General features: G+C 74.3%; 15 protein-coding genes. 4 read left to right on the top strand and 11 right to left on the bottom strand.

Going from position 1 to position 19,190, the window contains the following annotated elements; genetic code table 11:
* Positions 1 to 134 precede the first annotated feature (134 nt).
* Together V6U89_RS02140 and V6U89_RS02135 are read left to right on the top strand one after the other, a co-directional pair.
* Positions 135 to 1,430, top strand: a complete 1,296-nt coding sequence (locus tag V6U89_RS02140) for a dicarboxylate/amino acid:cation symporter (RefSeq protein ID WP_334568983.1) — start codon at positions 135 to 137, stop codon at positions 1,428 to 1,430.
* 173 nt (positions 1,431 to 1,603) lie between these two features.
* A complete protein-coding gene (locus V6U89_RS02135; protein WP_334568860.1) occupies positions 1,604 to 2,671 on the top strand; it encodes an NADH:flavin oxidoreductase/NADH oxidase in 1,068 nt (355 codons plus the stop codon).
* A 101-nt stretch (positions 2,672 to 2,772) separates the two neighbouring features.
* Here V6U89_RS02135 and V6U89_RS02130 read toward each other — a convergent pair whose 3' ends face one another.
* From V6U89_RS02130 to V6U89_RS02105, 6 genes are all read right to left on the bottom strand, one after another.
* A complete protein-coding gene (locus V6U89_RS02130; RefSeq protein ID WP_334568859.1) occupies positions 2,773 to 6,279 on the bottom strand; it encodes an ABC transporter ATP-binding protein/permease in 3,507 nt (1,168 codons plus the stop codon).
* A gap of 125 nt (positions 6,280 to 6,404) precedes the next feature.
* Positions 6,405 to 6,998: a TetR/AcrR family transcriptional regulator gene (locus tag V6U89_RS02125; protein ID WP_334568858.1), complete on the bottom strand. Its 594-nt coding sequence runs from the start codon at positions 6,996 to 6,998 to the stop codon at positions 6,405 to 6,407.
* A 92-nt stretch (positions 6,999 to 7,090) separates the two neighbouring features.
* On the bottom strand, positions 7,091 to 9,241 hold the full coding sequence (locus tag V6U89_RS02120) for a YhgE/Pip domain-containing protein (protein ID WP_334568857.1): 2,151 nt from the start codon (positions 9,239 to 9,241) through the stop codon (positions 7,091 to 7,093).
* A complete protein-coding gene (locus V6U89_RS02115; protein WP_334568856.1) occupies positions 9,238 to 10,248 on the bottom strand; it encodes an ATP-binding cassette domain-containing protein in 1,011 nt (336 codons plus the stop codon). The genes V6U89_RS02120 and V6U89_RS02115 overlap by 4 nt, the downstream gene beginning before the upstream one ends.
* A gap of 122 nt (positions 10,249 to 10,370) precedes the next feature.
* Positions 10,371 to 11,210 (bottom strand): GNAT family N-acetyltransferase, encoded by an 840-nt coding sequence (locus tag V6U89_RS02110; RefSeq protein WP_334568855.1) that lies wholly within the window; start codon positions 11,208 to 11,210, stop codon positions 10,371 to 10,373.
* A 46-nt stretch (positions 11,211 to 11,256) separates the two neighbouring features.
* Positions 11,257 to 12,480 (bottom strand): MFS transporter, encoded by a 1,224-nt coding sequence (locus tag V6U89_RS02105; RefSeq protein WP_334568854.1) that lies wholly within the window; start codon positions 12,478 to 12,480, stop codon positions 11,257 to 11,259.
* Between the two features lie 120 nt (positions 12,481 to 12,600).
* On the opposite strand from V6U89_RS02105, the gene V6U89_RS02100 reads away from it, so the two are divergent.
* Positions 12,601 to 13,179, top strand: a complete 579-nt coding sequence (locus V6U89_RS02100; RefSeq protein WP_334568853.1) for a PadR family transcriptional regulator — start codon at positions 12,601 to 12,603, stop codon at positions 13,177 to 13,179.
* A 132-nt stretch (positions 13,180 to 13,311) separates the two neighbouring features.
* Here the strand turns inward: V6U89_RS02100 and ispG are convergent, their stop codons facing one another.
* The 5 genes from ispG to V6U89_RS02075 form a co-directional block, all read right to left on the bottom strand.
* Positions 13,312 to 14,484, bottom strand: coding sequence for a flavodoxin-dependent (E)-4-hydroxy-3-methylbut-2-enyl-diphosphate synthase (ispG, locus tag V6U89_RS02095; RefSeq protein ID WP_088963467.1), 1,173 nt, complete (start codon positions 14,482 to 14,484; stop codon positions 13,312 to 13,314).
* A gap of 9 nt (positions 14,485 to 14,493) precedes the next feature.
* Positions 14,494 to 15,732, bottom strand: a complete 1,239-nt coding sequence (locus V6U89_RS02090; protein WP_334568852.1) for a M50 family metallopeptidase — start codon at positions 15,730 to 15,732, stop codon at positions 14,494 to 14,496.
* The gene (gene dxr, locus V6U89_RS02085) at positions 15,732 to 16,943 is read right to left on the bottom strand and encodes a 1-deoxy-D-xylulose-5-phosphate reductoisomerase (protein ID WP_154943506.1); all 1,212 of its coding nucleotides are present in this window, start codon (positions 16,941 to 16,943) and stop codon (positions 15,732 to 15,734) included. Before dxr ends, V6U89_RS02090 begins: the two co-directional genes overlap by 1 nt.
* 259 nt (positions 16,944 to 17,202) lie before the next feature.
* A complete protein-coding gene (locus V6U89_RS02080; protein WP_442933847.1) occupies positions 17,203 to 17,712 on the bottom strand; it encodes a YcxB family protein in 510 nt (169 codons plus the stop codon).
* 50 nt (positions 17,713 to 17,762) lie between these two features.
* A complete protein-coding gene (locus tag V6U89_RS02075) occupies positions 17,763 to 18,308 on the bottom strand; it encodes a GNAT family N-acetyltransferase (protein WP_334568850.1) in 546 nt (181 codons plus the stop codon).
* 51 nt (positions 18,309 to 18,359) lie between these two features.
* On the opposite strand from V6U89_RS02075, the gene V6U89_RS02070 reads away from it, so the two are divergent.
* A complete protein-coding gene (locus tag V6U89_RS02070) occupies positions 18,360 to 19,190 on the top strand; it encodes a YhjD/YihY/BrkB family envelope integrity protein (protein WP_334568848.1) in 831 nt (276 codons plus the stop codon).

Raw genomic sequence — 19,190 nt, 5'->3', positions numbered from 1 at the left:
TCTGGCACCTCACCGTGCGCCTGTACGTCGATCTCCGACTGCAGGCCAGCGGCGTCTGTCCGGCGCGGCCCGCTCTCTGACGCCGCCCGTACCGACCTCCGACAGACCTTGGACGCATCCTCATGGCTTCCGCCCTGCGCAAGATTCCCTTTTCCGCCCAGATCCTGCTCGGCCTCGTCCTCGGCGTGGCGCTGGGCTTCCTCGCCCGCGCCAATGACCTGACCTGGCTGGCCAGCACCCTCGACACCGTCGGCGGCCTCTTCGTCCAGCTGCTCAAGCTGGCCGTCCCGCCGCTGGTCTTCACCGCCATCGTGGTCAGCGTGGTCAGCCTGCGCGGCGTGGCCAACGCCGCCCGGCTGGCGCTGAAGACGCTGCTCTGGTTCGGCATCACCGCGCTGATCGCGGTCGGCATCGGCATCGGCCTCGGCCTGCTCACCGACCCGGGTCGCGGCGTCTCGCTAGACACCGGCGCGGCGAGCGTCCCGAAGAAGACCGGCTCCTGGACGGACTTCCTCACCGGCATCGTGCCGACCAACCCGGTCGGCGCGTTCGTCGAGGGCAACGTGCTCCAGATCGTCTTCCTCGCCCTGGTGGTCGGCGCCGCCGCGCTGCTCGTCGGCGAGGCCGCCGAACCGTTCGTGGCGCTCAACCGCTCGCTGCTGGAGATCGTGCAGAAGGCGCTCTGGTGGGTGATCCGGCTCGCCCCGATCGGCACCCTCGGCCTGATCGGCAACGCCGTCGCCTCGTACGGCTGGGACCTGATCGCCCCGCTCGCGAAGTTCACCACCGCCGTCTACGTCGGCTGCGCGATCGTGCTGTTCGTGGTCTACCCGCTGGTGCTGGTGGTGGCCGGCCGGCTCAACCCGCTGCGCTTCTTCGCCGGCGCGTGGCCCGCGATCGAGCTGGCCTTCGTCTCCCGCTCCTCGGTGGGCACCATGCCGGTGACCCAGCGTTCCGTCGAGCGCCTCGGTGTCCCCCGCGAGTACGCCTCGTTCGCGGTGCCGTTCGGCGCCACCACGAAGATGGACGGCTGCGCCGCGATCTACCCGGCCCTGGCGGCGATCTTCGTCGCGCAGGTCTTCGGGGTGGACCTGGGCGTCACCGACTACCTGCTGATCGCCTTCGTCTCGGTGGTCGGCTCGGCCGCCACCGCCGGCCTGACCGGCGCGATCGTGATGCTGACCCTGACCCTGAGCACGCTGGGTCTGCCGCTGGCCGGCGCCGGCCTGCTGCTGGCCATCGACCCGATCCTGGACATGATCCGCACCGCCACCAACGTGGCCGGGCAGGCGCTGGTGCCGACCATCGTCGCCGCCCGGGAGGGCACCCTGGACCGGGCCGCGTACGACTCCGCCGGCACGCGTGACCTCGTCGACACCGAGGAGCAGCGACCGACCCGCTCCGACGAGCTGGCACCGGTTCCCGCCTGAGTCGCCCCTTCGGGTGCGTTTCCGGTCGCCGGAGCGACCGGAAACGCACCCGAACCACGTGGACCGCCGAACGGCCGCCGCATCCCGCGGACATCGGGCTCCGCGAGCACCACCGGTCACGCCGGGCCCTCCCCGGCGGGTCCCGCCCGTCGCCTCTCCCGGAGGATCACCTCATGAGTGCCCTGTTCACCCCGCTGACCCTGCGCGCGGTCACCCTCCCCAACCGGGTCGCCCTCGCCCCGATGTGCCAGTACAGCGCCGGCCCGGACGGCCTGCCCACCGACTGGCACCGGATCCACCTCGGCTCCCGGGCCGTGGGCGGCGCCGGCCTGATCATCACCGAGGCCACCGCCGTCGTGCCGGAGGGGCGGATCAGCCCGCAGGACACCGGCCTCTGGTCCGGGGCGCACGTCGACGCCTGGCGCCCGGTCACCGGGTTCGTCGCCGCCCAGGGCGCGGTGCCGGCGGTGCAGCTCGCGCACGCCGGGTTCAAGGCGTCGACGTACCGGCCGTGGGCCGAGCGGCGCGGCGGCGTGCCGGACGCCGAGGGCGGCTGGACCCCGGTGAGCCCCGGCGCCGAGCCGTTCCTGCCCGACTACCGCGAGCCCACGGCGCTCGACGAGGCCGGGATCGCCCGCGTGGTGTCCGCCTTCGCCACCGCCGCCGGCCGGGCGGTGGACGCCGGCTTCGGCGCGGTGGAGATCCACGCCGCGCACGGCTACCTGCTGCACGAGTTCCTCTCCCCGCTGACCAACCACCGCACCGACGGCTACGGCGGCGACCGGACCGCCCGGATGCGGCTCCCCCTGGAGGTGGCTCGCGCGGTCCGGGCCGCCGTCGGCGAGCGCGTGCCGGTGCTGACCCGGATCTCGGCCACCGACTGGGTCGAGGGCGGCTGGACCGTCGAGGACAGCGTCGTGCTCGCCGGCGAACTCGCCGCCGCCGGGGTCGACCTGGTCGACGCCTCCTCCGGCGGCGCGGCGGCCCGGGCCAGCATCCCGGTCGGGCCCGGCTACCAGGTGCCCCTCGCCGCGCGGATCCGCCGCGACGCCGGGGTGCTCACCGGCGCGGTCGGCCTGATCGTCGAGCCGGAGCAGGCCGAGCAGATCGTCGCCGGCGGCGAGGCCGACCTGGTGCTGCTCGGCCGGGAACTGCTCCGGGACCCGTACTGGCCCCGCCGCGCCGCCGCCAAGCTCGGCGCCCGCCCCGGCTGGCCCGACCAGTACGCCCGCGCCTTCTGACCGTGCCCCGCCGACGCTGATCCGCTCCGTGGCGGCGTGGCGCGGTGTCCCCGCTCGGGGACACCGCGACACGCCGCACACCGTCGAGCGCCCGGCCGGGGTCAGCCGGCCAGATGGCCCCAGTCGTCCTCCAGGTCGCGCCAGGGACCCTGCGCGGCGACCGCCCCGTCGCGCAGCACCACCACGTGGTCGGCCCGCACCAGCGCCGCGCGTTTCGACGTCGAGCCGACCACGGTCACGCCGTGCTCGCGCAGCGCCGCCCAGAGCGCCAGCTCGGTGGTGACGTCCAGCGCCGACGAGACGTCGTCGGCCACCAGCAGCTCGGTACGCGGCGCCAGCGCCCGCGCCAGCGCCAGCCGCTGCAACTGGCCGCCGGAGAGCCGGGTCCCCTTGTGCCCGATGAGCAGCCCCAGCCCACCCCCGGCGGCGGCCAGGTCGTGGTCGAGCTGCGCGGTCGACACCGCCCCGGCCGCGTCCACCTCGTGGCCGAGCGCGATGTTGTCGGCGACCGTGCCGGAGAGCACCCGGGGCAGCTGCCCGACGTACCCGACCTGCTGCGGACGCAGGAACAGCTCCGGCTCGGTCACCGGCTCGCCGTTCCAGCGCAGCGTGCCGATGTGGTGCACGATCCCGGCCAGCGCGCGCAGCAGCGAGGACTTCCCGGAACCGACCGGCCCGACGACCAGCACCAGCTGCCCCCGGTCGACGGTCAGGTCGACGTCCCGCACGGCCAGGGTGCCGTCGGAGTGCAGGGCCCCGAAGCCGGCCAGCTCCAGCCGCCGCAGCGGACGCCGGGCCGGCGGCACGGGTGCCGGTGCGGTGCCGGCGGCCAGATCGACCCCGGGGACCGCCGCCGAGTACGTCCCGACCCCGCACATCGCCGCCGTCCGCCGGGTCCAGACCCGCGCCGACGGGTAGTGCGAGACCAGCGACGCGGTGGTCCAGGCGAACCAGCGGGCCGCACCCAGCGTGGAGACCGCCACCAGGGTCGCCCCGGCGGAGAGCCCACCGGCCAGGTAGAGCGCCCATGCGCCGATCGGGAGCAGGCCGCTGACCAGCGACGGCGTGGACCGCGCCCACACCTGCGCGGAGATCTCCCGGCGCTGCCGGTCGCTGCGCACGGTGTCCAGGGCGGCCAGGTGGGTCAGCACCGGCCGGGTGGCGCCGGCCAGCTTCACCGTGCGGGCCGCGGAGAGCGCGGAGACCAGCGCGGTGGCGAAGGCCGCCCGCGCCGCCACCGTGCCCCGGGCGGACCGCTCCAGCCGAGGCCCGAACAGCGTCGCCGCCAGGCCGGAGACCACCATCGTCCCGGCGAAGAAGAGCGCCGGTACGAAACTGCCGGTCACCGCCGTCATGGTGGCCACGATCGCCAGGGCGATGAACTGGTCCATCAGGTTGTCGGCGAGCTGCACCACCCGCTCGGTGTCGCCGCTCTGGGCGACCACCTCCGCCGGCGTGTGCCCGCTGACCCGGCGCGCCCCGGTCTGCCCGTGCACCAGGCGCAGGCTGATCCGCAGCATCTGGCGTACCCACCACTGCGGGAACCACAGGTTGGTGTAGAACGGCAGCGGCAGGACGACCAGCAGCGCGGCGGCGATGCCGAGCGCGGGCAGCCACGGGCTGCCGCCGTCGACCACGTCGGCCCAGAGCCAGGGCAGCACCGCGCCGTCCAGGCCGAGCAGCGTCATCACGACGAACATGGCGACCGAGACCAGGCCGTACCTCGGGTCGTTGGTGCCCAGCCGGAGGATCTCCCGCATGGTGCGGGCGGGCGGCGGGGCGGGCAGCGGCGGCGGGTCGGTCTTCGGCACCGCCACGGTGGCCGGCCGCTCGACCGGTGCCGCCGGTGCCGACGCCGGCGGCTCCACCTCCCACTCCTCGCGCGGCCCGGGCAGCAGGTCCACCCCGCTCCCGCCCGCGCCGGCCGGGGCGTACGCGGCGGCGTGGCTGCTGGCCAGCAGCTCGGCGAAGCGTTCCGACTCGCGCAGCGGGCCGGCCTCCAGCACCGCGCCGTCGGCCATCACCACCACCTCGTCGCAGCGGCGCACCGAGGAGAGGCGGTGCGCGATGACGATGCCGATCCGGTCGGTGAGCAGCCGCTCGGTGGCCTGCCGCACCCGGGTCTCGGTGACCGGGTCCAACCGGGCGGTGGCCTCGTCGAGGATCACCACGTGCGGGTCGCGGACCAGGATCCGGGCGAACGCCACCAGCTGTTCCTGCCCGGCGGACAGCACGTGCCCGCCCTCGCCGAGCCGGGTCCGGACGCCGTCGGGCAGCTCGGCGATCCACCCGGCCAGCCCCAGCTCCTCCAGCGCCCGGGTGGCGTCGTCGAGCAGGTCGGGGTCGAAGAGCGCGACGTTCTCGGCCAGCGTCCCGGCCAGGATCTCGGTGCGCTGCGGGACCACGGCGACCCACCGGCGCAGCTCCTCGACGTCCAGGTCCACTAGGTCGGTGTCGCCCAGAAACACGGTGCGGGGGGGCACGTCGACCGCGCGGGTGAGCACCTTGGCCAGCGTCGACTTGCCCGACCCGGTCCGCCCGACCAGGGCGTACGACCGGCCGCGGGCGAAGGTGAGCCGGATGTCGCGCAGCGCCGGCCCCCGCTCGCCGTCGGCGGTGTCCGGGTACTGGAAGGTGAGGCCGCGGACGCTCAGGTCGCCCTCGGCCGGGGCCGCGCCGCCCGCCGGCTCCTGCCGGGCGTCGGAGAGCAGTTGCACCCGGGCCCATGCGCCGAGCGCGTACTGCAGGTGGGGCACCCAGCGGGCGAGGTGCTCGACGGTGGCCCCGAAGGCGATGGCGAGCAGCCAGATCGCGGTCAGCCGGGCGCCGTCGATCCGGCCGGTGGCCAGCGCCCAGGCCCCGCCGAGCACGACGGCGGCGATACCGGCGCGGATCGCGCCGGCGGCGATCGTGGTGACCCGCGCGGACATCAGGAACACCCGCCGGCACCGGGCCAGCACCTCGGCGGCGCGCCCGGCGTAGAGCCGCAGCACGTACGGCCGCGCCAGGCTGGTCCGCACGTCGTCCTGGCCGTGCACCGCCTCCTCCATCACGGCGGCGAGGTCCGACCAGGCCTCCTCCTCGGCCATCCGGGCCGGGGCGATGCGGGCGGTGGGGCGGCGCAGCACGACGCCGAGCAGGGCGGTGAGCACGAGCATGCCGACACCGGCCGGCCACCAGACGAACAGGGCGCTGACCGTGGCCAGCAGGCAGACCGCCAGCCCCTGGACGAGCCGTACGCCGGTGTTCCGCAGCTCGGAGGCGACCTGGTAGACGTCGTTGTCGATCCGGTCCAGCAGCTCGCCGACCGGCGTGGTCTCCAGGGTGGTCAGGTCCTGCCCGAGCGCCACCCGGCAGAGCCGGCGGCGGACGTCGGCGGACCAGTCGGCGGTGAGCCCGGCCATCAGCAGGCCGATGACGAGATCGCTGAGGACGGCGGCGACCAGCGCCAGCACCAGCAGGGCGAAGAAGGTGGCGGAGCGGTGCACCAGGACCGGGCCGGCCAGGGCCGAGGCGGCGGCCTGCCCGGCGGCGCCGAGCACGATCAGGACGACCACCACCGCCATCCGACGTGGGGCGGTGGCCCAGAGATCACGGAGCAGGCGCATGGGAGGGTCCCTCCGGACTCGGGTGGTGGTGGCGGTACGTCCCAGCCTGGTCCTCCGGCCGCGACGATTCAACGCATTTACCGCGCCCCCACCCGCGCCCCGACCTGCGCGCACGCCCCCGCAGGTCAGGTCTGGGCGACCCGGCGGACGATGCCGAGCAGCGCCTCCTGCACGTCCTCGATCGGCCGGTCCGGCTGGAAGACCAGCCAGTCCACGGCCACCACCAGACCGACGCCGAACAGCGCCGACGAGGCGGTCCGCACGTCCAGGTCGGCGGGAAGGTCACCGCTGGCCACCCCGGCCCGGACGGTGTCCGCGATCACCTCGATCGCCTCCCCGCGCAGCAGGCGCAGGGTCTGCTGCCACTCGCGGTTGGTCCGCCACATCTCCGAGAGCAGCAGCTGGGCGAAGGCCCGGTAGCGCCGGATGTACTCCAGCTCGGCGCGGACCAGGGCGCCGAGCGCCTCGCGCGGCGGCAGGCCGGCCACGGCGGCCCGGAAGTCGGCGGTGAGCAGGCCGATGCCGTGCCGCAGCAACTCCTCGAAGAGGACCGTCTTGGACTCGAAGTTGTAGTAGACGGTGCCCTTGGCCACCCCGGCGCGGGCCGCGATGTCGTCCACGGTGGTGGCGGAGAAGCCCTGCTCGGCGATGAGTTCCACCGCCGCCACGAAGAGGCGCTGCCGGGTGTCCTCCCGCCGCCGCGACCGTCCGTCCGTCACTCGCCCTCCCCGTCCGCCCGACCGGCCCGTGGCGAACCGGTGCGAGCCGGGGAGGGGTTGCTCGCGTACCCCCGTCCGGCCCACCAGCATCCTCACATGGTCAGTTCGGGGTGCAGCTTCGCCGGGGTCAGTCGCCGGGACCGGCGCGCCGCGGCGACGGTGAGCACCAGCGCCGCCGCGCCGAAGGCGACGATGACCAGCGCGCCGGTGACCACGGTCGCCGACGACCCGCCGTTGATGGTGTGCCGCAGCCCCTGCACCACGTACGTCATCGGCAGCCACGGGTGGACGGCCTGGAAGAAGTCGGGCGAGGTCTGCACCGGGTAGGTGCCGCCGGAGGAGGTGAGCTGGAGCATCAGCAGGGCCAGCGAGGCGAGCCGGCCGGCCGGGCCGAGCTGCGCGCCGAGCCACTGCATGATCGCGGTGAACGCCAGCGAGGTCAGCGCGAGCAGCCCGAACGCCGCCGCCGGGTACGCCGGGTCGAGGCCGAGCACCAGGGTGACCACGGTGAAGAGCACCCCGGCCTGGGCCAGTCCGATCGCCGCGGCGGGCAGCCAGCCGGCGAGCGCGACCCGCCAGGCGGGCGCGTCGGACATCACGTGCCGCCGGTTCACCGGCCGCAGCAGCATGTACGTGATCATCGCGCCGACCCAGAGCGCCAGCCCGAGGAAGTACGGGGCGAAGCCGACGCCGTACGAGCCGGCGGGGTGCTCGGACGTGCGGTCCAGTGCGACCGGGTCGCCGAGGACGCCGGCCCGGGCGGCCGCGTCGTCGTACCCGGGGATCTTCTTCTCCCCCGCGGTCAGCCCGTCGGCGAGCTGGCCGGCGCCGCCCTCCAGCTTGGTCAGGCCGGCGGCGAGCCGGTCGCCGCCCCCGCTGAGCCGGGCGAGCCCGCCGTCGAGGTCCCGGGCCCCGGTGGAGAGCCGGAACAGCCCGCCCCGCAGCTGGTCGGCGCCGGTGGCGGCGGTGCCGAGCCCGTCGCGCAGCTCGGCGTTGCCCTTCGCGATCCGGTCGATGGCGTCCGCGAGCCGGTGCACCTTGGCGTTGGCGCCGGCCACGTCGTCGGCGAGGTGCGGCGCCGCGGCGGCCACCTCGCGGGCGGCGACGGCGACCTCCCGCATCTTCTTCTGCAGCGCGGCCAGGTCGGTCCGGTCGATGGTGGCGGTCAGGTCCTCGGCCTCGGCGACGGCCCTGTCGGCGGCGGCGCGGGCGGCGGTGACGGTCGGGTCGTCGGCGAGTTCGGGGTGCGCCGCGACGAGCGCGTCGAGGCGGTCGGCGACCTTGCGCGCCTGGGTCAGCACGACGTCGGCCTGCTCGGGCAGCGTGTCGAGCCCGTCGGCCAGCGCGTCGGCGCCCTCGGCGATGACGGTGGCGGCCGCGCCGATCTCGTCGGCGTTGTCGCGCAGGAACGGCTCGGCCCGGTCCGCGAGGGCGTCCACCTTGTCGGCGGCGGCCCGGGTGGCGGTGGCCGCCTGGGCGCTGCCGTCGGCGAGCTGGGTCGCGCCGGTGCGGAGTTCGTCGAGGCCGGCGGAGAGCTGGTCGGCGCCCTGGGCGCTGCGGTCCAGGCCGGTGGCGAGCTGCCCGGCACCCGCCTCCGAGCGGTCCAGTCCGTCGGCGAGCTGCCCGGCGCCGTCCTGCGAGGTGCCGAGCCCGTCGGCGAGCTGGCCGGCGCCGTCTGCGGCCTTGCCGGTCTCGGCCTTCAGGTCGGTGAAGCCGACCAGCATCTTGTCGAAGTAGCCGCTGGCGGTGCTCTCCGCGGCGGCGGCCCGGATCTCGCTGAACGCGGAGCGGGCGAGCAGGCCGGAGAGGTAGTTGGTGGCGTCGTCGTTGACCACCCGCAGCTCGCCGCGGCGGGCCGGCTGGTCGGGCTCCGGGCTGGCGACGAGGGTGGCGGAGAAGTCCGCCGGGATGGAGAAGACCAGGTGGTAGCGGCCGCTGCGCAGGCCGGCCGTGGCGTCGTCGGCGTCGGTCACGTGCCAGCCGAAGACCTTGCGGTCGAGCAGCTCGTCGGTGAGGTCCTGCCCGGCGTGCACCACCCTGCCGTCGCCGGCGGTGGCGGGCCGGTCGGCGTTCACCAGCGCCACCGGGATCCGGTCCATGTGCCCGTACGGGTCCCAGAAGGCGTAGAGGTAGAGGGCGCCGTAGAGCAGCGGGATCACGGTCAGCACGGCGAGCGCGGCGCGCGGCAGCCGGCCCCGGGTCATCCGGCGCAGCTCGAAGCGGGCGAGGCGGAAGACGCTCATCGGTTCACCTCGGGGTCGACGATGTCGGGGGTGGCGGGGTCGCCGGCCGGGCCGCCGTCGGCGGCCCCGGTCCGGGCGGGGTCCGGACCGGTCGCGGCGTCGGTCGCGGTGCCGTCCGGCTCGCCGGCGAGATCCAGGTCGGCGGTGGCGCCGGGGTCGGCGGTCGGGTCGGAGTCGGCGGTCGGGTCGGGGTTGGCGGTCACGCCGGGGTCGGAGTCGGCGGTCACGCCGGGGTCGGAGTCGGCGGTCACGCCGGGGTCGGCGGCGTCCGTCCGGACGGCCTGGGCGGGGACGGCGACGGTGCGCGCCGGGGTGGTGCGGGCCGGGAGGCTCAGGTCGGGCCGGACCGGCAGCGACGGGTCGCCGAGCCGGTGCACGACGGCCGGGGCGCCGGGCTCGACCGCGCGGGCGCTGGCGACCACCGCATAGCCCCGGTCGGCGAGGCGGGCCAGGGCGTCCCAGAGCCAGGCCCGCTCGGGGGCGTCGGAGCCGGCGTCCACGTCGTCGGCGACGATCAGGCTGGGACCGCTCAGCGTGGCCAGGACGAGGCCCAGGACCTGCCGCTGCTGCGGGGTGAGGTCACGGCCGCGCACGTCCGGATCGAGGGGTACGTCCGTGAAGCCCGCCCCGGCGATCGCGGCGGCGAAGGCGTCCCGCCGGTACGCCCGGCGGGCCCGGACGGCGGCCACCGGCACCAGTTGGCGACGGCGGCGCGGGACGGGCCCGAGCAGCAGCAGCCGCTCCTGGATGTGCTCGGCGACGGTGAGCGCGGGGTCGGGCTCGTGCACCCCGGCGACCTGGCCGAGCGCGGCCGGCCCCCGGGTGCGCAGGGTGCCCTCGGTGTGCGGGAAGCGACCGGCCAGGGCGAGCAGCAGCGAGGTACGCCCGCTGCCGGGCGGCCCGGTTAGGGCGTGCAGCTCACCCGCCTCGGCCGTCAGGTCGACGTCCCGGTACACCCAACCCCGCCGGGTGCGCAGACCCAACCCGTGCGCCTCGACGATCTTCACTTGCCATCCCGACATGCTTGAACTGACTGGTCAGTATAAAAACATGCCCAGCATAGCGCCGGACGTCCGGTTTCCCGATAGGGGCGGGCGTGATCCCCGCCATGGCTGACGGGCGGGAGGGGTCAGAACAGCACGGTGGCGAGGGTGCCGACCGGCTGGAAGCCGCAGCGCTCGTAGACCCGGCGGGCGGGCAGGTTGAAGTCGTTGACGTAGAGGCTCACGGTCGGCGCCACCCGCAGCAGCGCGTCGCGCACCACCGCCGCCATCGCCGCGGTGGCGATCCCCCGCCCGCGCCACTCGGGAGCCACCCAGACCCCCTGGACCTGGGCGGTACGCCGGGTCACCACGGCCAGCTCGGCCTTGAAGACCACCCGGCCGTCGACGAAGCGGGCGTACGCCCGACCGGCCCGCACCAGGTCGGTGACCCGCCGCCGGTAGGCCCGTCCACCGTCCTCGGCCAGCGGCGAGACGCCGACCTCCTCGGTGTACATGGCCACCGCCGCCGGGAAGAGCCGGTCGATCTCACCCGGGCACACCCGGCGTACCTGCGGGTCGGCGGAGACCGGGGGCAGCGCGTCGGTGGCGAGCAGCGGCTGGTTGGGGCGGACGTCCCGGGCCGGACCCCAGTAGGTGGAGAGCCGGTCCCAGAGGCCGAGCACGGCGTCGGCCCGCCCGACGATCGAGGAGCAGAGGCGCTCCTCGGCGGAGAGCTGTTCGGCGAAGGCGGCGACGGCCGGCTCCGAGGCGAGCACCGGGGTGAGGTTGCCGCCCAGCCAGCAGATCGACTCCAGGTTGCGGCGCGCCCCGTACCCGAGGATCCGCCCCTCGGCCCGCCACCAGGCCAGGCCACGGGCGGCGACCCGCTCGGCGACCTGCGCGCCCGCGAACGGGTCGAGGTCCAGCAGCCGCTCGACCGCGCGGCGCTCCGACTCCCCCAGTTGGCGTACCGGCACCGTCAGCACGGCTACCAGCCTGCCAGATGTGGGCGGCCACTCGCCGGTCGACCGGTCAGACGGCGACAGGTTCGGCCACCGGCTCGGCCGGCCGGGTCCGCGCCGCCCACCGCACCACCGGCGGCACCAGCGCGCCGAGCACCAGGAACAACCCGCCGAGCACCAGCCAGCCGGGCGCGCCCCAGCCGACCGCGAGACTGGTCACCACCACCGGGGCGACCATCCCGCCGAGCTGCATGCCCATTCCGTACGCCCCCTGGTACTGGCCCTGCGCCCGGGCGGGGGCGAGGCCGAAGGAGATGCCCCAGCCCGCCGCCGCGTGCCACAGCTCGCCGACCACGTGCACGAGCGCCCCGGCCAGCAGCAGCGCCACGGCGACCGGGGTCGGCACGCCGGCGCTGGCGGCGAAGAGCGCGCAGGCCACCGCGATGACCACGCCGGCCCGCCGGGCGGCCCGCGCGGCCCCGGGCAGTTCCTCGGTGCCCCGGGAGGCGCGCACCTGGAAGAGCACCACCGTCACCGTGTTGACCAGCATGCAGGCCGAGATGAGCCAGTGCGGCGCCGTGGTGTGGTCGGCGATCCAGAGCGGCAGGGCGATGTTGAGCAGCCCGAAGTGCATCGACATCAGCCCGTCGAGCACGGTGAACGCCAGGAAGGGGCGGTCCCGCAGCGCGATCAGCCGTGGCCCGTGGGTGGGCGCCGGCACGGGCGGGACCGGCGCCAGCCGGAGCAGGACCACCGCCGCCAGCAGGTAGGTGACGCAGTCGAGCAGGATCAGCGCGACGTACGCGGCGCGGGTGTCGGCGGCGAGCCCGAGGCCGGCGACCACGGCGCCGACCGAGATCCCGACGTTGGTCACGGCGCGCAGCCAGGCCCGGGTGCGGACCCGCTGGTCGGCGGGGACCGCTCCGGCGATCAGCGCGCCCCGGGCACCCCGGCTGGCGGCGTCGGCGACCGCCATCAGCACGCCGACGATCAGGAACGTCGGGAACGACCGGACGGCCACCAGGGCGGCGGTGAAGACGCCGGAGGCGACCAGCGCGGCGAGCTGGATGCCGCGTGGGCCGTGCCGGTCGGCGAGGTACCCCATCGGCGTGCTGGCGATCAGGCTGACCAGGGCGGTGACGGTGAGGCCGACGCCGACCTCGCGCACCGAGAGGCCGACCGAGCGGGTGAGGAAGAGCGCGCTGACGGTCAGCCAGGTGCCCCGGCCGACGGTGTTGACCAGGGTGGAGAGGGCGAGGGTCCGGGCCGGACCCGGTTCAGGAAGCAGGCGCACACCGACACTCTAACAAGACGTACGTACGGTTTGGTACCCGCCTCGGTCGACCTTCTTGCTGCCGACACGTTGCCGATATATCGTCGATGCATCAACGACAGTCCGAGAAGGGATCGTGGCATGGGATTCCATCAGCACTTCCACGCGATGCACGAAGCCCGTCGACGCGGGTTCGGCTTCCCGCCCGTCCCGCCGGGTCCGCACGGGCACGGCGGCTGGGGTGGGGGCCGGGGCGGCCGGGGTCGGGGACGCGGGCGCCGGCCGAACGTCCGCGGCGCCGTGCTGGCGCTGCTCACCGAACGGCCGATGCACGGGTACGAGATGATCCAGGAGATCGACTCCCGCACCGGCGGGGCCTGGCGGCCCAGCCCCGGCTCGATCTACCCGACCCTCCAGCTCCTGGAGGACGAGGGGGTCATCGAGGCCAGCACGGACTCCTCCACCGGTGGACGGAAGCGGTTCGGCCTCACCGACGCCGGCCGCGAGGAGGCCGCCGCCGCGGCGCAGAACCCACCCTGGGCGGAGTTCGCCGAGAACACCGTCAACAGCTGGCACGACATCCGCGACGCCGGCGCGCAGGCGATGAACGCGCTGCGCCAGGTGATGATGACCGGCACCGACGACCAGCGGGAACGGGCCGCCCAGGTCCTCGACGAGACCCGCCGCAAGCTCTACGCCATCCTCGCCGAATCCGACTGACCCCCGCCCGGCCCCGCGAACGGACGCGTGGGGTCGGCAGATACAGAGAAAGAGTGGCTATTCCCTCCGGAATAGCCACTCTTTCTCTGAAAGTGCATCCGCGGCGCGGGGGGCGCCCGGGCGCGGGGTGGGTCAGTGGACGGTGACGGTGGCGCCGGGGACCAGGTCGCGGAGTTCCTCGGGGATCTCGGCGCCCATCTCGTCGGCGAGGCGGAGCGCCTCCTCGATCAGCGTCTCCACGATCTGCCCCTCGGGCACGGTCTTGATGACCTGGCCCTTGACGAAGATCTGGCCCTTGCCGTTGCCGGAGGCGACGCCGAGGTCGGCCTCGCGGGCCTCGCCCGGGCCGTTCACCACGCAGCCCATGACGGCGACGCGCAGCGGCACCGGCAGCCCCTCCAGGCCGGCGGTGACCTCCTCGGCCAGCTTGTAGACATCGACCTGGGCCCGGCCGCAGGACGGGCAGGAGACGATCTCCAGGCCCCGCTCACGCAGGCCCAGCGACTCCAGGATCTGGTTGCCGACCTTGATCTCCTCGACCGGCGGCGCGGAGAGCGAGACCCGGATGGTGTCGCCGATCCCCTCGGCCAGCAGCGCGCCGAAGGCGACCGCCGACTTGATGGTGCCCTGGAAAGCCGGGCCGGCCTCGGTGACGCCCAGGTGCAGCGGGTAGTCGCACTGCTCGGCGAGCTGCCGGTACGCCCGGATCATGACCACCGGGTCGTTGTGCTTGACCGAGATCTTGATGTCCCGGAACCCGTGCTCCTCGAAGAGCGAGCACTCCCAGAGCGCCGACTCGACCAGCGCCTCGGCGGTGGCCTTGCCGTACTTGGCGAGCAGCCGCTTGTCCAGCGAGCCGGCGTTCACGCCGATCCGGATCGGCACACCGGCCGCACCGGCCGCCTTGGCGATCTCCTTGACCTTGTCGTCGAACTGCCGGATGTTGCCCGGGTTGACCCGGACGGCGGCGCAGCCGGCGTCGATCGCGGCGAAGACGTACTTCGGCTGGAAGTGGATGTCGGCGATCACCGGGATCTGCGACTTGCGCGCGATCGCCGGCAGCGCCTCGACGTCGTCCTGGCTGGGCACGGCGACCCGGACGATCTGGCAGCCGGACGCGGTCAGCTCGGCGATCTGCTGGAGGGTGGCGTTGACGTCGGAGGTGAGGGTGGTGGTCATCGACTGCACCGAGACCGGCGCGCCGCCACCGACCGGCACCGAGCCGACCATGATCTGGCGGCTGGCCCGACGGGGGGCCAGCGGCGGGGGCGGTACGGCGGGCATACCGAGACTGACAGCGGTCACTTCAGGCACTCACCTTGAGAAGAGCGTGATCGGATTGATGATGTCCGCGGTGGCGGTGAGCAGCGTGAAGGCGCCACCGACCAGGATCACCGCGTACGTGAGCGGCATGAGCTTCATGTAGTCCACCCGGCCCGGGTCGCGGCGGCCGATCCGGGCGTACAGCCAGGAGCGGACCCGCTCGAACCAGGCGATGGCGATGTGACCGCCGTCCAACGGCAGCAGCGGCAGCAGGTTGAACACGCCGACGAAGAAGTTCAGCGAGATGAACAGGTAGACCAGCACCTGCCAGAAGCCGTTCGCAAGCGCCTCGCCGCCCAGCCGGCTGGCGCCGACCACGCTGATCGGGGTGTCCTTGTCCCGCTCGCCACCGGTGATGGCGGTCCAGAGGGCGGGGACCTTCTCCGGAATCCGCTTCATCGCCTCGTACGTGCCGACGGCCAGGTCCCCGGTGTAGCCGGCGGTGGCCGGGATCGCCTCGACCGGGCCGTACGTGACGTTGGCCGGGACCCCCGGGGGCAGCGACGGGCCGGCGACGCCGAGGGCGGAGACGGTGACCGGGGCGCCGTTCGGATCGTCCAGCGGCTTGCGCTGCACGGGGGCCAGCTGAACCTGGGCGTCGCTCTGCACGCCGTCCCGCTCGTAGCGGATGGTGGCCTTGCCCGGCGGCAGCTCGCGGACCTTCTTGACCAGGGCGGTGTAGTCGGCCACCGAGGTCCCGTTCACCGCGAGGATCTTGTCGTCGTCGCGCAGCCCGGCCTGCTTGGCGGGGCTGACCGGGTCGCCGGGGGCGCACTCGCGCTGGGCGTCGGTGGGGATGACGCAGTCCACGACCTTGACGTGCGCCGGCAGCGGGTTGGGCAGGTCCCGGTTCGGCAGGCCCATGAACATCGCGGCCAGCCAGATGGCGATCACGGCGAGGGCGAAGTGGGTCACCGAGCCGGCGGACATCACAATCGTCCGCTTCCAGACCGGATAGCGCCACATCGCCCGGTGCTCGTCGCCCGGCTCCACGTCGTCGTCCTGCGGCGTCATCCCGACGATCTTGCAGAAGCCGCCGAGCGGGATGGCCTTGATGCCGTACTCGGTCTCACCGCGGCGGAAGGACCAGAGGGTCGGGCCGAAGCCGACGAAGTAGCGGGTGACCTTCATCCCGAACGCCTTGGCGGTCAGCATGTGACCCGCCTCGTGCAGGCTCACCGAGATGAGAATCCCCAGGGCGATCACCACCACCCCGAGCAGATAGAGCATCAAGCTTCCTTCCCCGACCCCGAGATGATCTCCTGCGCGTGCGCGCGTGCCCACGACTCGGCCGCGAGCACGTCCTCGACGGTACCTGGTTCGCCGAAATCGGGTGCCTCCTCCAACACCCGGCGCAGGGTGTCGACGATGCCGAGGAAGGGCAGCCGGCCGGCGACGAAGGCGGCGACGCACTCCTCGTTCGCCGCGTTGTAGATGGCCGGGCGGCAGCGGCCGGTCTCGCCGGCGGCCTTGGCCAGGGCGACCGCCGGGAACGCCTCGTCGTCCAGCGGGGCGAACTCCCAGGTGTGCGCGGTGGTCCAGTCGACTGCGGCGGCGGCGTCGGCCACCCGGTCCGGCCAGCCGAGGCCGAGGGCGATCGGCAGCCGCATGTCCGGCGGGCTGGCCTGGGCGAGGGTGGAGCCGTCGACGAACTCGACCATCGAGTGGATCACCGACTGCGGGTGGACCATCACGGTGATGTCGGCGTAGGGCACGTCGAACAGTTCGTGCGCCTCGATCACCTCCAGCGCCTTGTTGACCATGGTGGCGGAGTTGATCGTGACGACCGGGCCCATGTTCCAGGTGGGGTGGGCCAGGGCCTGCGCGGGAGTGACCTCGGTCAGCTCGTCGCGACGCCGGCCGCGGAACGGCCCGCCGCTGGCGGTGACGACCAGCCGGCGCACCTCGCCGCGGGCCCCGCCGCGCAGGCACTGCGCCAGCGCCGAGTGCTCCGAGTCCACCGGCACGATCTGCCCCGGCCGCGTCACCGCGGCCTTCACCAGCGGGCCGCCGGCCACCAGCGACTCCTTGTTCGCCAGGGCGAGGGTACGGCCGGCGCGCAGCGCCGCCAGGGTCGGCGCCAGCCCCAACGACCCCACCACCCCGTTGAGTACGACGTCGCAGGGCCACTGCGCCAGCTCGGTCATGGCGTCCGGGCCGGCGACGATCTTCGGCAGCCGGAAGTCCCCGGTGGCCCAGCCGCGCCGGCTCGCCTCGGCGTAGAAGGCGAGCTGGAGGTCCTGCGCGGCGGAGGACTTCGCCACCCCGACCGCGTCCACGCCCAGCTCCAGGGCCTGCGCGGCGAGCAGCTCGACGTTGCCGCCGCCGGCCCCGAGCGCCACCACCCGGAACCGGTCCGGGTTGCGCCGCACGATGTCGATGGCCTGGGTACCGATCGAGCCGGTGGAGCCGAGCAGAACGAGGTCGCGGGGAGTTGTCACGCGGCCATTCTGCCCCGGCGTCGCTGTGCGCCCGCTGGGAGCCTCGGCCCTCGCCGTCCGGATCCTCGGCCGGCGCCTCCTCATCGAGGAGTTCGGCCTGCCGCCGCGCCTCCGCTGCCCCGTGGCGTGTCGCGGTGAGGGCGACGTATGCCTGGTGAGCGATATACCTCAGAGGCATAAATATGACGCTCAGGTATATCGCTCACCGGCACGTCGGGAGGGTGGGCACCACCGTGCGTGACCGATCCCTCGGGGCGACCTAGCGCCGGACGGCCTGCGGCCCCGGCTCGACCGGATCGGCGGTAAGCAGTCCCCGACCGCGCAGGTAGGCGTACAGCTCGGCCCGTTGTTCCGCGCGAAGACCGTCGATCGGCACCGGGAACAGCTGGTGCCGGCTGAGCCGGAAGAGCAGGTGGTCGGGGATCGGCTCCACCCCGGTCAGCGCCGCCCAGCGCACGACGCTGTCGGAGAGCGCGTTCACACAGCGGACGCCCTCGTCGGAGATCGTCCACGTGATCGGGATGCCGTGCATCTTCCAGCTGGCCCGGACCAGCGCCCGCAGGACCAGCGGGGACAGCAGCGTGGCGGTCACCGCGGCGGCGACCCAGGGCACCCCCTCCAACGGATCTCCGAGGAGCACGTCGACCAGAGCCGGCAGGAGCAGCGCGACCGGGCAGAGCCAGTACAGCAGCAGCGTGCGGCGGTAGGCGCGGCGCAGGGCGGCGGTGAGCCGCCGCCGGTCCGGCTGCGTCTCGAAACTGATCATCACGGCGGACGACGATACGGCCCCCGCGGAGCCCCCCGCTGCCCCGCCGGGCGTCAGGCATCCGCCCGGCGGACGAAGGTCTCCAGCACCTCGCCGCCGTACCAGTCGGTGCGCCGGCCCAGATGTGTCATGCCGAGCCGGCGGGCCACCGCCATCGACGGGTGGTTGCCGGGCGAGACCACGGCGTACACCTGCAAGGTGCCGGCGGCGAACTCGCGGGCCAGCACCGCGCGGGCCGCCTCGGTGGCGTACCCGTGCCCCCAGGAGTCCGGGTGCAGGTGCCAGCCCACCTCGATGTCGTCGGTCTCCGTCACGCCGTCCGCGCCCGGCAGCGGCTTGAGGATCAGGGTGCCGGCGACCCGGCCGGTGTCCCGGACCTCCATCGCCCAGGTGCCGTACCGGCCACCCTGGCCGGCATGCCGTTTCCGCCAGATGGCCAGCCGATCCAGGGCCTGGACCGGGTCGGTCAGCGGCAGGCCGGACGCGGCCAGCCAGCGGGTGATCTCGGTACGCGAGTAGATGTCGAAGATCCGATCCAGGTCCGCCGGGGCGTCGGTCCAGTCCCGCAGCACCAGGCGTTCCGTGGTGAGCACCGTCATGACGCGCGATCGTAATGCGTGCCCCCGGCCAGGAGGGGGAAGGAGATCGCGATGGGCCAGGCATGGCAGCGCACCAAGCGGATCACCAGCGCCGCCTTCCGGCCGGTACGCGGCCGGGACCTCTCGCTGCACGCCGCCGCGATCACCTTCTACGGGGGGATCGCCGTGGTGCCGGTGGCGCTGCTGGCGATCTGGACGACCTCGCTGCTGGTCGGCGCGGACCGGGTCCGCCGGCTCACCTCGTACGCGGTCAACACGCTGCCGGACGCGATCGGGGCCCCCCGGGCGGTGGAGGCGCTGGTCGCGGCCGGGGTGGAGTTGACCCCGCTGCTCGCGCTGGCCTCCCTGCTGCCGGCGTCGCTCTACGGCGAGGGGCTGCGCCGGGCGTTCGTCTCGGTCGCCACGCCGCCGAACCCCGACGAGTCGCTGGTGGGGTGGCGGGGGCGGCTGCTGCTGCTGCCGCTGCTCGCCCCGGCCCCGGCGCTGCTGCTGTCGATCCTGATCGCGCTGCCCACCACCACCCACCTGGTCCGGCAGGGCGGCTGGATCGGCGCGCTCGGCGTGGTGCTGTCGTTCCTGGGAGTGTGGCTGGTGCTCACGCCGGTGCTGATGTGGGTGTTCCGGGTCGTCGGGCCCGCCTCCCCGGACTGGTTGTCCACTCTTCTGCTCGGCTCGTTCACGGCGGCGAACCTCTCCGGCTTCCTGCACGGGTTCGTGCTGTTCGCCTCGCTCCCGATCGACCTGGGGGCGCCCTTCGGCGGCTTCGACGAGATCGGCGCGGGCGTCGCGGTGCTGCTCTGGCTCTACCTGTTCCACGTGATCGTGCTGGCCGGCTACTCCGCCACCCTGGCGCTGAGCCGCTGGCGCGCCATCCGCCGCTGA

It is taken from the genome of Micromonospora sp. CPCC 206171, from assembly GCF_036906755.1.
Classification (GTDB): domain Bacteria; phylum Actinomycetota; class Actinomycetes; order Mycobacteriales; family Micromonosporaceae; genus Micromonospora; species Micromonospora purpureochromogenes.
The sequence above is the reverse complement of the archived record's forward strand: the minus strand, read 5'-3'. Positions and strand labels throughout refer to the sequence as shown.